The 12,682-nt window shown below is 71.7% G+C and carries 14 protein-coding genes; 9 read left to right on the top strand and 5 right to left on the bottom strand.

Translation table 11 applies throughout. The annotated features are described in order from the left end of the window. Positions 1 to 80 precede the first annotated feature (80 nt). Positions 81 to 773 (bottom strand): hypothetical protein, encoded by a 693-nt coding sequence (locus ACGF5U_RS30845; protein ID WP_392717995.1) that lies wholly within the window; start codon positions 771 to 773, stop codon positions 81 to 83. A 118-nt stretch (positions 774 to 891) separates the two neighbouring features. Between ACGF5U_RS30845 and ACGF5U_RS30850 the strand changes: the two genes are divergently transcribed. Further along, positions 892 to 1,908: an ATP-dependent DNA ligase gene (locus ACGF5U_RS30850; RefSeq protein ID WP_392717993.1), complete on the top strand. Its 1,017-nt coding sequence runs from the start codon at positions 892 to 894 to the stop codon at positions 1,906 to 1,908. A gap of 32 nt (positions 1,909 to 1,940) precedes the next feature. Here the strand turns inward: ACGF5U_RS30850 and ACGF5U_RS30855 are convergent, their stop codons facing one another. Then, positions 1,941 to 2,150: a hypothetical protein gene (locus ACGF5U_RS30855; protein ID WP_392717991.1), complete on the bottom strand. Its 210-nt coding sequence runs from the start codon at positions 2,148 to 2,150 to the stop codon at positions 1,941 to 1,943. 444 nt (positions 2,151 to 2,594) lie between these two features. Between ACGF5U_RS30855 and mobF the strand changes: the two genes are divergently transcribed. From mobF to ACGF5U_RS30870, 3 genes are all read left to right on the top strand, one after another. Further along, positions 2,595 to 4,493, top strand: a complete 1,899-nt coding sequence (mobF, locus tag ACGF5U_RS30860; protein ID WP_392717989.1) for a MobF family relaxase — start codon at positions 2,595 to 2,597, stop codon at positions 4,491 to 4,493. Between the two features lie 182 nt (positions 4,494 to 4,675). After that, positions 4,676 to 5,938: a hypothetical protein gene (locus ACGF5U_RS30865; RefSeq protein ID WP_392717987.1), complete on the top strand. Its 1,263-nt coding sequence runs from the start codon at positions 4,676 to 4,678 to the stop codon at positions 5,936 to 5,938. A gap of 199 nt (positions 5,939 to 6,137) precedes the next feature. Then, the gene (locus tag ACGF5U_RS30870) at positions 6,138 to 6,344 is read left to right on the top strand and encodes a hypothetical protein (protein ID WP_392717985.1); all 207 of its coding nucleotides are present in this window, start codon (positions 6,138 to 6,140) and stop codon (positions 6,342 to 6,344) included. A 343-nt stretch (positions 6,345 to 6,687) separates the two neighbouring features. Here ACGF5U_RS30870 and ACGF5U_RS30875 read toward each other — a convergent pair whose 3' ends face one another. Then, complete coding sequence (locus ACGF5U_RS30875; protein WP_392717983.1) at positions 6,688 to 7,662, bottom strand: hypothetical protein; 975 nt, start codon at positions 7,660 to 7,662, stop codon at positions 6,688 to 6,690. Positions 7,663 to 8,208: 546 nt separating this feature from the next. Here ACGF5U_RS30875 and ACGF5U_RS30880 point away from each other — a divergent pair. The 4 genes from ACGF5U_RS30880 to ACGF5U_RS30895 all read left to right on the top strand — a co-directional run bounded on the left by ACGF5U_RS30880 (position 8,209) and on the right by ACGF5U_RS30895 (position 11,034). Beyond that, on the top strand, positions 8,209 to 9,459 hold the full coding sequence (locus ACGF5U_RS30880; RefSeq protein WP_392717981.1) for a replication-relaxation family protein: 1,251 nt from the start codon (positions 8,209 to 8,211) through the stop codon (positions 9,457 to 9,459). A gap of 118 nt (positions 9,460 to 9,577) precedes the next feature. Continuing rightward, positions 9,578 to 10,246, top strand: coding sequence for a DUF402 domain-containing protein (locus tag ACGF5U_RS30885; RefSeq protein WP_392717979.1), 669 nt, complete (start codon positions 9,578 to 9,580; stop codon positions 10,244 to 10,246). A gap of 94 nt (positions 10,247 to 10,340) precedes the next feature. After that, positions 10,341 to 10,625 (top strand): hypothetical protein, encoded by a 285-nt coding sequence (locus ACGF5U_RS30890; RefSeq protein ID WP_392717977.1) that lies wholly within the window; start codon positions 10,341 to 10,343, stop codon positions 10,623 to 10,625. 109 nt (positions 10,626 to 10,734) lie between these two features. Next, a complete protein-coding gene (locus ACGF5U_RS30895) occupies positions 10,735 to 11,034 on the top strand; it encodes a hypothetical protein (protein WP_392717975.1) in 300 nt (99 codons plus the stop codon). Positions 11,035 to 11,053: 19 nt separating this feature from the next. Here ACGF5U_RS30895 and ACGF5U_RS30900 read toward each other — a convergent pair whose 3' ends face one another. Further along, a complete protein-coding gene (locus tag ACGF5U_RS30900) occupies positions 11,054 to 11,230 on the bottom strand; it encodes a hypothetical protein (protein WP_392717973.1) in 177 nt (58 codons plus the stop codon). Between the two features lie 452 nt (positions 11,231 to 11,682). Between ACGF5U_RS30900 and ACGF5U_RS30905 the strand changes: the two genes are divergently transcribed. After that, a complete protein-coding gene (locus tag ACGF5U_RS30905) occupies positions 11,683 to 12,087 on the top strand; it encodes a hypothetical protein (RefSeq protein ID WP_361972909.1) in 405 nt (134 codons plus the stop codon). A gap of 77 nt (positions 12,088 to 12,164) precedes the next feature. Here ACGF5U_RS30905 and ACGF5U_RS30910 read toward each other — a convergent pair whose 3' ends face one another. Then, on the bottom strand, positions 12,165 to 12,665 hold the full coding sequence (locus ACGF5U_RS30910; RefSeq protein WP_392717971.1) for a hypothetical protein: 501 nt from the start codon (positions 12,663 to 12,665) through the stop codon (positions 12,165 to 12,167). Positions 12,666 to 12,682: the final 17 nt, after the last annotated feature.

The following is a 12,682-nucleotide window of genomic DNA, read 5'->3' on the forward strand; positions in this document are numbered from 1 at the left end:
CGATCCGCCGACTCCAGAGCACCCTCGCTAGCTTCACCACAGCCTGACGCCGTCCGACTCAGCCGCGCGTCATGACGCACCTAGCGGGCGGCGATGCCCTTGAAGCCAGACCCGAGCCCGCGCCGCTTGCCGAGTGACGCGGCGCCGGGCCGTGCGGTGAGGGCCGTGATCACCGCGTGGGCGGTCTGCGGGGTGAGGCCAGCACTCACCTGTCCGGAGGTCAGGACCCGTGCGTACGCGCCGGTGCCGTGGGCTCGGAGGGCGTCGGCGAGCGCGGCGGCCGCGGTCTCCGCCGGACCTGCACCCCACCCGGCGTCGTCCCGCTGCACCTGGCGGGGGAGGGCGTCGCGTCGGCTGAGGAGGACGGCCAGGGCCTGCGCCTCGGGGGCGTCCAGCGTCACGGTCACCAGCGCGGCACCGAGCTGGTGGACACGGTGCCGGGTCAGGCCATGCGCGGCGAGCGCCTGGCGCAGCGCCGTACTCGTTCCAGTTGTCGCCCTGCCTCCGACCTCGCTCGGGCTGGTTCCGGCCACGGCCTGTTCGGCGCGTTCGACGATGGCGGCCGCCGCGACCGGGACGACGGCGAGGATCTCCGCGCACTCCGGGTCGAGCTGGGCGAGCGCACCGGCCAGGACCTCGAGTGCGGCGGCCGCGTCCTCCACCGCGCCCACGCTCCACCGTGCCGGATCGGCGGCGTCGGCCAGCGTGCACGCCGCGACGACGGCCTCCTCCGCCAGCGCCTCCACGTGGCCCGGCTCGGTCGTCAGCTTCATGTCCCGCCCAACGAGATGTGACCGCGCAAGGTCGTGCGCGCTGATCACATGATGACGCCCGAAACACCGCTGGCCGCCTCCGGTCGCGGCGGCACCGGGCAGCCCGTAGACCGGACGTATGGTCCTTCGGCCGCCGGTGGAACCGATGCTGGCGCAGGCCCGCGACACGGTGCCCGCGCCGGGCGCACTGCCCGGTGAACTGCGATTCCAGCCCAAGTTCGACGGCTACCGGGCGATCGTCTACACCCCGTGCCCGGCGCCCGGCCCGCTGCTGGTGCAGTCCCGACGCGGCAGCCTCCTGCAGAGCCGCTTCCCTGACCTCATGGGTGCCGCCGCAGACCTGCCCGACGGCCTGGTCCTCGACGGCGAGCTGATCGTGTGGGCCGAGGGCAAGATGTCGTTCGAGGCGCTCCAGCGGCGCGCGGTCTCCGGCGGCCGCACCGCCGCCCGCCTCGCGGCAGAGGCGCCCGCGCACTTCATCGCCTTCGACGTCCTCCAGATCGACGGCCAGGAGCTCCTGAACCTTCCGTACGGCGAGCGGCGCGCAAAGCTTGAGCGGCTGTTCACCGACCACCGGCTGAGCGCCCCGTGGACGCTCTGCCCGGAGACGACCGACCTGGCGACGGCGCAGGAGTGGCTGACGTCCTGGACGCAGGTGCCCGGCGTCGAAGGACTGGTGATCCGGGGGAGCGGCCAACGATATCTGCCGGGAGCCCGCGCGCTCTACAAGGTGCGCCGCCGGGACACCACCGAGGCGATCGTCGGCGCCATCACCGGCACCGTACGGCGGCCGCAGACGCTCGTGCTGGGCCGCCTCGACGCGGCCGGGGCGCTCCGGGCAGTCGGCCGCAGTACGCCGCTGCGGCCGGACGCTGCACGCGACCTGGCCGACCGGCTGACACCAGCCGGGCCCGGACATCCCTGGGAGGGCGTGCGGTTCACGACCTCCTGGGGGTCGCGCACGCCGCTCGACGTCGTGCTGGTCGAACCGGAGCTGGTCGCCGAGATCACGGTGGACACGGCGCTGGAGCGCGGAGCGTGGCGGCACCCGGTGCGCTTCGCCCGGCTCCGGCTTGACGTCGCGGTCACGGACGTCCCGCCCTTCGGCGCGGGCTCCGAGCCCGCCAGCGGATGACCGGCCTCCCGCCGCTTCGATGCGGCATGGCCTCACGGGCCGGCGAGGATGTCGTGGGTGCCGATGCGACGCCAGATGATGTGTCGCTCGCCCCGGACTATCTCCTCCCCATAGGACCAGGTGGCGCGGCCGTTGCCGTCCCAGGTCAGCTCGAAGACACCGTGAGCACGCCGCACACCCTTCACGCGGAGGCCGGCGCGGAAGCGCCCGCCGGTGCGCAGGTCGTCGACGAACGCCGTCACGGCCTGGCGGAAGCGGTGGCGCTGCTCGGGAGTGAGGCGGTCCAGGTCGGTGCGAAGCGAGGCGTGGTCTCGTAGGTGGGCACGTCGGTCCTCCAGGCAGCACGAAGCCCCCGGCCGTCGCCAGGGGCAGTGGGTGTCTCTCTTGGGTTGAAGGGAGTCGGTGACGTGGTGCTGGGCGGTGCGTCCTTGGCCGTTGGGTGGGGGAGCGGTACGTAGATGTGCGCTCGTTGACGGTGGAGTCGTCTGCTTGCGGTTTTCGGGGTGTGTGAGGCGTGTGTGACTGGGTGCCGCGCAGGATTTGCATGGCTCTGGTGGTGTCCGCCGGGCGGTCCCGGTGCCGCCGCAAGCGCCCGCCCGGCGGGATCGGCCGTGAAGTTCCGGTGAACCGTCCCGCCCCACGGGAACGCTCTTTTCCGCAGGTCAGAGCCGGTGTTCGCTGCCGGGATGATCAGTGTTGCGAAGGTTCAGCGACGGAACGCCTGGCGGTACTACGTGCGCGGGGTCGCGTTCGGGGACGGGCGCCGCCCCGTCGGCCAGACGTTGAAGGACGCCCAGGAGATGGCCGGGCTCCCGCCCGGAAGGTGGTTGGGGCGCGGCCTGGCCGCACTTGGCCTCACCGAAGGGCAGGTGGTGACGGAACGGCAGATGAAGCTGTTGTTCGGGGAAGGCCGGCACCCGGACGCCGACCGCATGGAACGCGAGCTCCTGGACGACGGCGTCGACCCGGAGACGGCGCGGCGGGCCACCGTCCTCGGGCAGCCGATCGAGGAGATCGAGCGGCGCAAGCAGACCCCGCTGCTCGCCCTGGACTTCGTGTTCCGGCCGCAGGCATCGCTGGTCGTGCTGTGGGCGCTGGGGGATGACCGGACGCGCCGGATCATCGAGCGGGCGCACGAGCGGGCCGTCGCCACGACGCTGCGCTGGCTGGAGGATGAGGTCGCGCAGACCCGGTGGGCGTCCGGCCGGGGGCGCGCGAAAGCCCCGGCCCTGGTCGTCGCGGCGTTCCGGCACAACGACAACAGGAACGGCTTTCCCCTCCTGCACGAGCACTGTCTGATCGCCAACCGGGTACAGCGCCCGGACGGCTCCTGGTACGCGCTGGACACGGTCCGGCTCTACAAGAACGTCGTGGCCGCCGACACGCTGTACACCTTGGAGATGACCACCGAGGTGTGCGAGGAGCTCGGGCTAGCGACCGTGCCCCGGGAGGTGACGCCGGGCCTGCGCCCGGTGATGGAGATAGCCGGCGTCGACCAGGAGCTCATCGACTGGTCCTCCACCCGGCGCCGCCGGATCGAGGACGTCCTCGAGGGCATCACCGACGACTACGTGAAGAAGCACGGCCGACTCCCCGGCGAACGAGCCCGCCACGGTCTGGCGTGGTGGGCGGCGCAGGAGACCCGACCGGACAAGAAGACCCCGCGCCCGCTGGACCAGCTGCTGGCGTGGTGGCGTGTCTCCGCGCTCCTGAAGTTCGGGCACCGGATGGTCGACGAGCTCCTTCAGCGGTGCCAGGCGGCCGGGGCAGCGATCCGGGCCCGGGTGAGGCCGTGGGTGGACACCGCGCTCGCCACGGTCGATGTCGCCGCGGTCGTCTTCACCGTGCGCGGGATCTTCTACCGCCGCCACGTCCTGGCCGAAGCGCGCCGGCACCTGCTGGAGACCCTGCGCGGCCGCGCCTACGTGCCCGGCATCGACAGCCACATCGCCAACCGGGCCCTGGAGCGCTACGGCCGTCAGCTCACCGTGCCCCAGAAGGGCCGGCGGCCCCCGGCTGCGGATCAGCTCTCCTACACAGCGGACTTCACCTGGCCCACCCGCTGGTGGATCGCGGGTACCGACGGGAAGCCACCCCGGGAGTCAACCCGGTACGAGCGGGCGCGGCTCGCCAGCCTCACCCTGCAAAACGCGATCCGCGACGCCCTCACCGCACCGCCCGCACGGGACGAAGCTCCGGCCGCGACCGCGTCGGCCGCGCCGCCCACCGGCGACCCCGACCAGGCCGCGCCGCACGGCGTCGACCATCCCGGCCGGGCTGCCGCTCAGACTCCGGCGCAGCGGGCCGCCGCCATCCACGCCCACCAGCAGGCCGCGATGCCGCAGGAGTACCTGGAGGGCCGTACGACGGACCCCGCCACGTGGATGACCTCGCCACAGAACCTGGCCCGCATCGCCGCCTTCACCCGCGCCGCCGAGGCCCGCAGCCGCACGGTCGAAGAACAGGCGGACCAAACGAAGCACGCACACCAGGCGAAGCAGGCTCCGGCCGCCGACGCGGGCAGCCAGCAGCAGCACCACACAGCGCAGCCCGACCAGGGCAGGGGAGCCGGCCCCGACCGGTGAGGGATACCAACAGACCAGCAGATGGCCGATTGGCGACTTCACCCGCGAGGCCCGGCGGGCCGGACTGAGAATCGGGGCGTTGGCACCCGGCACGGGAGGAACCTTGACCGACCTGCACGAACCGCTGGAACCGCTGGAGAGCTACCCCAACGAACTGCCCCCCGCCCCGCCAGCCCGGCGACGTGAACCTGGTGGGCCTGCTCAGCATCGCCGACGACCTCGCCCGCAACCTGGCGGCGCTGAAGATCCGGGTTCAGCCCCACGACCCCAAGACCTCACTCGTCAGCCCCGAGAAGGCCCGCGAGAACACGGAGAAGGAAGTCGACCGGCTCCTGGGCACGGCCGTCTACCTCCAGCGCCACGCCCACGCCGCGCTGCTCGGGCGGTGCGTGCTCGGTGCGGACTCCAAGGAGGACTGCTCCACGGAGGGCGCCAACCTCCAGCTCAACGTCTGGGGCGCCAACTCCCGGCGGCGGGACGTCGTCGAAGACGGCACCACCGGCTGCGTCGCCCACACCGTGGAAGCCGCCCGCCGGACCATGGCCGACCCCGCCAGCCGCAAGATCCTGCTGGCCTTCATCCGCGACGACGAAGGCACCACCGTTGCCCGCGCTCTCGGGCTCGGCCGGGACGACACGCACAGTTCTTCGACCGCGGCCTGGTCCTGCGCCCCGAACACCGCCTCTCCTGACCCTTGGAGCGCCCCGTTGACCTACAAGCCAGTCGACCTGAACCTGACCGACCCGACGAACGGCTTCATGCACTTCGTCCTCTACACCGAGCCGCGCCTCGGCATCGCCTCGTCGTCGCTGAACGCCGAGGTGGACATCGAGGCGCAGCAGACCGTGACACCGCACTTCCAGGAGTGGCTGGGCAGGCTGGTGCGGTGCGAACCGAACGCGATGCACTGCACGCTCGTGGAGTCCAGCGAGATCCCGACCCTGTTCCACCCGTGCGTCACGGAAGACCCCAGCAGCCCGTCGGCGATCAGCGGCTCCGGCTGCGTGTGCCGCCGGACCTTCTACGACCCCGAGTTCGGGCTCCCCGTCGTCGGCAAGCACTTCAAGCACCGCGGCGAGGACGGCGCGGACCAGTGGAGCTACAAGACGTACGCGCCGCTCGCCCTGCGCCCCGACGACACCTTCAGCCGCTTCCACACCGGCCGCAGCCTGTTCTGGGCGCGGACGGAGAAGGGGGTGCTGTCGATCCTTCCGCAGCGTGAAGGCCACGGGTACGGCATCGGATACGGCGGCGGAGGACCGCACACCCTGGCCGCCTATCTCACCCAGCTCGCCGAAACCGACGGCCAGAACACGGCCGTCGCCACTTCGTACTCGCCCGAGAACGCACATCCCGCGATCCTCAACTGGACCCAGAGCAGCTCGGACGACCGCGGCACGAACGAGCTGTCGCTCAGCGACCTCAAGGCCATGGTGCACAGCTGACCACCGCCACATCCGGGCGCCCCACGGACCGGCCGTCCGTGGGGCGCCCGCGCGTACGCCGGACCGGCCGCGCTCGCCTGACGGGACACAGGGCGAAGTCGCCGGCGCACCTGCCGGGACGCGACCGGCCGCCCAGCCTCAAGGCCGGCGGAGAGAGGCGAGGGTGCGGGGGACCGACCCCTTGAGAGCGGAGGATCCGATGGTCAACCCCGTCCCACCGCCGCACCTGTCGCCGGAGCAGCGCGAGCGCCTGGAGCAGCTCGTCGACGCGGTCCGGCTGCGCACGGTGCTGTACCCGGCCCCGAAGCCGCCACCGCTCCAGCCCCGCGCACGCTCCCGGCAGTACCCCAGCGGCCAGCCGAACCCGTGGCGCTCCGCCCGTACGCACCGACGCCGCCAGAGGTGAGTGGGCACACGGGTGGACTCCACCGTGCATCCGGTGGGTGGATCGGTGGCGGCCGGGTGGGAGTGGGCTCCACTCCGAGAGTGGAGCCCACCGTGGTGATCAACCGGGTGGGAGTGGACTCCACTCCGAGGAGCGCTGGCCAGTGGGAGAGTGCGTGGACCTTCCGGTATCCGGTGCGCCCACCGCGCCGGTGGAGCGCACCGCGCGGTGAGGATGCGCGGCATCGTGCGCACCGGTGCGCGCACCGGTGGACCCCGGGCGCGCACCGCATCCTCGGTGCGCCGCACCGAGCGCACCTCCTGCCCGGACCGTGCGCACCACCCGGTCAGGACCGCCTCGCACGTCAATTCCCTGTGATCTGCCGCACAATCCGGGGTCTGTCAAGACGACGGTCAAGGGGTCGCGTGATATAGGAACTCGGCTCGATTCGGCGCCTCTTGGCAGTGGCATCGCGCACCACCAGGAGTGCGCGGCGCGCCGTGCTGCGCACCACCGGATGGATGGGTGCGCGCACCGACCCGCACCACCGCACCGATGGCGCCCGCACCGACCGCATCGTGGTGCGCACCACCGCACCGGTGGTGCGTTCCGAGCGCGCCATGCTGCGCACCGCTGTCTGGGAGTGGAGTCCACCGTGCGGAGTGGACTCCACTCGGTGGACTCCACCGCGCGGATGGGTGGACAGGGTGGACTCCACTCGATGCGGCATCGGATGGGAGTGCATGACATCGCGGTGGGGGAGTGGACAGCATCCGAGGCCGGCCCGCCCACGGCAGGCCAAGCCACCCCCTTGTCCACCTCCGCTACCTGCGACATCCCCACCGAGAGCGGGCAGCGCCCGGGGAGGAGAAATCTCCGTCCCCGGACGCTGCTCCGGCCTCTCCGGCTCAGGCCGTGGCCGCCGACTGCCCGGCGTAGGCGTCGCCGCGGATGTCGGCGCGAACTGGTGGACCTGGTCGACTTCCTGCATGCACTCGATCAGGAACCCGGCCGCGATCCACGCGGAGTGTGCCCCGGCGCCACTCGCGAGGCACCACCGCTTCAGGTACCGACTCGCCACCGTCACCAGCTGCCCGGCGACGTACGCGGAGTCGCAGTCGGCGTGCTCATCGGGCACGACGGTGAGGTAGTCGGCCAGCAGCAGCGCACCGAACTCGCCGATCAACCGTGCCAGCTCGGGGCCGTCAGCGTGGAACTCCTCCAGAGCGGCCTTCTCCTCCTCGCTGCCCTGCTCCTGCCACACCAGCTCCACGTAGTCGGCGGCCCGCAGGATCTGCTCGGGGGCGAGCTGGGGCATCTTGGGCGACGTCGTCTCCATGACGGCTCCTTGCTGTTCGCTGGCCGGATGCCTGCTGCTCCCGGCCGATCGCCCTACGGTGCGCGCCTGGCCCTGTGGACAGAGACCGCGCTCCGGACACGGTGCGGACGTGACTCCGGTCACGGACAAATCCGGACTGCAAGGGGCGGTCAAGGAGGAATCGGCCGCCTGGCGTCGGTGGCCGTCAGACCGCGGACAAGGGGTGCCTTCACACGGTGGCTCCGGCCCGTGCACAGATCCGCGCGTGGGCCGGACGACCGCCGACCCGGCCCGCAGGCCGGAGAAACCGAGGACACCGTGCCCACCGAACCCACGCCCGACCCCGCCCACGAGGACCGCGCCGCCCGCGACCGCCAGCCTTCCGACGACGTGGACCAGGTCCCGCAGGCCCCCTCCACGGGCCCCTCCATCGCCCCCTCCACGGCCACTTCGCCCGCCCGGCGCGTCCCCGCAGGTCAGCCCCGGAAGTCAAGGTCCCGCGACGCGTTCGACAACCCTCCTAGGTCGACACAGGTATGGAAGCCGACCGGAGTGCGAAGGAAGGAAGTGCTGAGGGCTCTGGGAATCTTCCAGAGGGCCACCGCCGATCAGCTCTGGCGGATGCTGCGCCCCACGGACCGGCATGACCGGATCACCAGGGACACCCTGAACGCGTTGAAGGAATCGGGCCTGACCCGGGTGGAGACGCGACTGGAATCGGGGCACCAGCTGTGGGTGCTCACCGAGAAGGGCCACAAGGAAGCCAAGCTGCTGCTGCCGAAGAACGTACGGATCTCCGCGCTGCGCAAGCTGGAGTACGACGACGAAGGCCGGCCGGTGGAATCCGACGGCTACGACGAACACGCCGCCGCTGTCACCTCGACCGCCGCCGTGCTCACCGGGGCCGGGTACGGCACCCCGCTGTCCTGGCAGACCGAGATCGCCCACAAGCTGCCCTACGGCTACACCCAGTACGCCGACCTGACGATGCGCGCCCCGGACGCCGGAGTGCCCGCGATGCTCCTGGAGGTCGACCGCGTCACCGAGCCCGTCGATGACCTGGTGGACAAGCTGCGCCGCTACACCGACTGGTTCGAGCTCTTGGCGCCGAAGGCCGATCCGAACAAGGAGAAGGCGGTCCGCAACGATCACCTGGGTGCGAAGGTGCAGGAGTTCAGGCTGTGGCCGTGGATTTACCCGGCGACCGGCCGGGAGGGCTACGTACCGGTGGCCTTCGTGTTCACGGGCAAGACCGCTGCACAGCGCGAGAGCCGCATGCGGCGCCTGGAGGAGGCCGGCCGCCGCTACTTCGCCGGGGAGCCGTATCCGGGCAGGGGCGTGGGTATCACGGCTGTCGACTACCACCAGGCGGTGCCCGTGGTCGTCACCGAGCTGGAGCGGATCACCGCCGACCCAGCCGGGGCCGCCGGGAAGGTGTGGCGACGGCTCGGCAGGGATGAGTGGCAGACCCTCACCGAGGCCCTGGACAACCCGGACGGTGACCGCCTGTACCTCGTGCAGTGGAGGGAGGCCAAGCGTCGGCAGGCGGAGCGCGAGGCCGCGGAGCGGGAGGCGAAGCGGCCGGTGTGCGCCCGCTGCGGGACGAAGTTCACCGACGCCCGCTGGCAGTCGGTCCGGCAGTCCTCATGGAGGAGCACCGGAGACGACCTGTGTGGGCCGTGCTGGAAGGAGGACGTCGACCGGGCGGAAGCTGAGCGTGTCGCGCGTCGACAGGCGGAGGAGGCCGCGGCTCGGGAGGCGGCCGAAGCGGAGGAGAGGGCGAGGAAGGGCCGCGGCCTGTTCGGGCGCCGCCGGTAGACGCGGCGCCGGCGTGGGCAAGTCACCCTCGGATGGCGGCTTGCCCACCCCGGCCGGGATGGGCTGAGGTGGGCAAGCCGGGCCGGACAGCACGGCCTCGGACCGGAGGGGGAACACGGTGCACCGCTTCGAGACGGGTCAGACGGTTGTACGGCGCGATGTCCACCGCTCCGGCCGGGTGTGGAGCAAGCAGGCACTGCGCGTCGTCGACGACACCAGCGAGGCGCTGGTGACCGCATGCGCACCCGGCGCACAGGCCCGGTGGCCGGCCCTGTACGCGCAGGCCCGCGCGCAGGAGGACCGCTCGGTGCGCACGGACGCGTTCGACGCGATGGCGACGGGGGAGTGGGAGCTCGAGGGCGCGGTGTGGCAGGAGACCGACCTGCTGCTGTGGAAGCCGCCCACGTCCTGGTTCAGCGTCAACGCCTTCTTCGTACCCGAAGGGGACGGGCGGCGGCTGCGGAACTGGTACGTCAACTTCGAGCACCCCACCCGCCGCACCGAGGCCGGGTTCGACACCCTCGACCTCACCGTGGACCTGGTCGTCGCACCCGACCTCACCCGCTGGGAGTGGAAGGACGAAGACGAGTACGCCCACGTGCGGCGCCTCGGCATCGTCTCCGACACCGAGCACCAGGCCGTCGACGCCGCCCGCGGCGAGGTCCTGGCGATGCTCACCGAACGCTCCGGCATCTTTGAGCAGGCGGAACGGTGGGCGGCCTGGCGGTGGAATCCGGCCTGGCCCACGCCATGCCTGCCCCGGCCGGTTGCCGCGACGCGACGCTAACGCGGTCGGTGCTCTACGTTCCCGCCCGCTCGGTCCCGCGGCCGCGTCTCCAACCGGGAGACCACGCGCGGCCGGGCGGAAAGGGATCGTCACCATGACCTTCATCGAGCCCGGCCTGTATGTCCGCGACGGCTTCGCCGAAGGACCGCTCGCCGACGCCGCGCTGTCCCGCGCGGCCCGCGCCGGGCAGCTCCTCGACGAACTGCAGGAGCAGGCGCCCATGATGGCCGACGGCCAGCTGCGCGACGGCGTGTACCGGGCGCTGCGCCGCTTCACCCAGGAGCAGCCGCCCACGTGCCAGGTCGCCAGCATCACCGCGCTGATCCGCCGGGGGGTGCGCATCGACTGGCCCGTCTCCGACCGTCTGCCCTGCGCCTGACGCCCGTCCAGCGGGAGGGCACCCCCGCGCCCTCCCGCCGGGCGGGAGATGCCGAACTATCGGTCGCGGCCGGCCTTCCGCTGTCGGCGGTGGCTGGGAGGCTGGTCGGATGAATGATGGTGACGAGCTGCTGCTGCGCGGCCGGGTGTACGGCCGCGACCACGACGACCCCAACCCGGGCCCGCTGCCGCACCAGACGTACGCCGCGCTGGTCGGCGGCCCGCTGGACGGCCTGCTGCTCGACATCACGGGCTGGCGGCCGGAAGAGGTAGACGACGGCGTCGCCCTGATGACCGAGCTGGGGCGGTGGCCCGGCGGCCGGGCGCTGTACGACCCGCGCCCCGGCGAACCCCGCGCGCCCGGCCCGAGAGTGAGCTGCCGCTTCTACTACTCCGGCGACACACCCTGACGCCCGCCGGCACCGCCGCCTACGGCCTGCCCTCGGTCAGCTGGGCGGCGGTGTTCTCGATCCACAGCAGCGTCCACTCGACTCCCGCCCGCCATCCGGGCTCCGCGCTTTCGTAGCGGCCTTCGGCGTCGGCGCGGATGTTGGCGGCGAGGGCGCGCAGGTCCTTCTGCAGTCCCTGCCGCTTGGCCGTGTCCATGGCCTGGATCATCTCGTCAGTGATGTCTGGCTTTGTTCACGACTTCCGACGGCAGATGTCGATGACTCCGGGAGGCACCCGCAGACCGGTGAAGTCGATGTTCACGAGAACGGGAGGCGCCTGCCGGCACTCGGCAACGCCGCCGCGGTGGTTCCACCTGCGCCCGTAGCCAGCACTTTTGCCCCGGCATCCAGCCGGGCGGCAAACGGCACTCCACCGATCGCCACCAAGGTGCTGCCCGTACTCATGAATATCCGGCGCGCACGGTGCCTCCCGAACTGCTGCCGAAACGCTGCTCTGCGACGTGAACAGAGCCAGATGTCACCGGGTCGGAGAGCGCTCATTGCCCCACCTTGGACGACGGTCCCCGCCGATGGCCAAACCCAAAGCGCTGGTCAGCCGGTGATCCCTCGTGGCAGGCTCGTGTCCTTCCAGGCGAGGGGAGCATCCCGATGAAGGGTTTCGCGGAGACGGAGGGCGAACTGTGCCCGGACTGCAAGGCTGGCCCCAGTCCTGAGAACGCCTGCGTCGGGGTGGGCATGCCGATTCAGATGTGGCACACGCCGGACTGCCCGCAGTGGACCATCATGCAGATCAACTTCGAGGCAGGCTCCCGCCGCATCGAAGAACAGGAAGCCTGGGCGAAGGGCGTCTTCCCGGCCGCCCACGACCGGCTGAAGCAGGCCGCAGCCGCGATGCCGCCGGGCACGCCTGCTCAGCCGTTCATCGACGCGCTGACCGAGCTGGTCCAGGCGCAGGCCGACACCACCGGCTTCGTCGTCCTCCACGAGTGGGCGGAGATCCTGGAGCGGCACTTCCCGCCCCGACTGCCCGACCCCGACGACGTGGCCGAGTAGCCCGGCCTCGGTTGCCGCCCCTCACCATCAAGGGACTGCACGCCCACGCTGTGGACCGGCAGGCCAGGGCCCACCTTCTACTTCACCGGGGCCGGATCGGAACTCCTGTCGATCAGAGCTGCGATGGCGGCGGGCAGGGCCGGCAGGAGCGTGCACAGCAGCGTGACCAGGACGGTGTGCCAGATCCACCACGAGACGGTCTGCGGGTGCACGGTGGGAATCATGCCCCAGTGAACGCCGTAGAAGACGATCCCGTACGCGGTCAGGGCCGGGACGTCGATCACGAGGTGCCGATCCGTCCGGAACGGCAGGAACCCCGACCAGATGACGACCCCGCCCAGGAGAAGGACGGTCACCGGCACGGAGGCGCCGCGCAGGCCCTGATCCCGCTCCAGCCAGTCGTGCAACTGGGTGCCAGTAACGCCCAGCGTGGCCAGCAGACCGAAGCCGCCTAACACCGCGAGCGCGAACGCGGCGTGAGGGTCGATGCGCTCCAGCAGCTTCACCCAGCGTTCGTCCCAGTCCAGCTTCTCCCCGGGCTCGTCGGTGTCCCCGGGTTCGGCGGTGACGTCGGTCATGGTCTGCTCCCTTTAGG

Source organism: Streptomyces sp. NPDC047886 (assembly GCF_043204435.1).
Taxonomy (GTDB): domain Bacteria; phylum Actinomycetota; class Actinomycetes; order Streptomycetales; family Streptomycetaceae; genus Streptomyces.

Excerpts from the sequence above, each read along its gene's own strand:
- ACGF5U_RS30870 (WP_392717985.1), top strand. The coding sequence starts at position 6,138 with ATGGTCAACCCCGTCCCACCGCCGCACCTGTCGCCGGAGCAGCGCGAG.
- ACGF5U_RS30890 (WP_392717977.1), top strand. The coding sequence starts at position 10,341 with ATGACCTTCATCGAGCCCGGCCTGTATGTCCGCGACGGCTTCGCCGAA.
- ACGF5U_RS30875 (WP_392717983.1), bottom strand. The coding sequence starts at position 7,662 with ATGGAGACGACGTCGCCCAAGATGCCCCAGCTCGCCCCCGAGCAGATC.
- ACGF5U_RS30900 (WP_392717973.1), bottom strand. The coding sequence starts at position 11,230 with ATGGACACGGCCAAGCGGCAGGGACTGCAGAAGGACCTGCGCGCCCTC.
- mobF (WP_392717989.1), top strand. The coding sequence starts at position 2,595 with ATGATCAGTGTTGCGAAGGTTCAGCGACGGAACGCCTGGCGGTACTAC.
- ACGF5U_RS30845 (WP_392717995.1), bottom strand. The coding sequence starts at position 773 with ATGAAGCTGACGACCGAGCCGGGCCACGTGGAGGCGCTGGCGGAGGAG.
- ACGF5U_RS30850 (WP_392717993.1), top strand. The coding sequence starts at position 892 with ATGGTCCTTCGGCCGCCGGTGGAACCGATGCTGGCGCAGGCCCGCGAC.
- ACGF5U_RS30905 (WP_361972909.1), top strand. The coding sequence starts at position 11,683 with ATGAAGGGTTTCGCGGAGACGGAGGGCGAACTGTGCCCGGACTGCAAG.
- ACGF5U_RS30910 (WP_392717971.1), bottom strand. The coding sequence starts at position 12,665 with ATGACCGACGTCACCGCCGAACCCGGGGACACCGACGAGCCCGGGGAG.
- ACGF5U_RS30895 (WP_392717975.1), top strand. The coding sequence starts at position 10,735 with ATGAATGATGGTGACGAGCTGCTGCTGCGCGGCCGGGTGTACGGCCGC.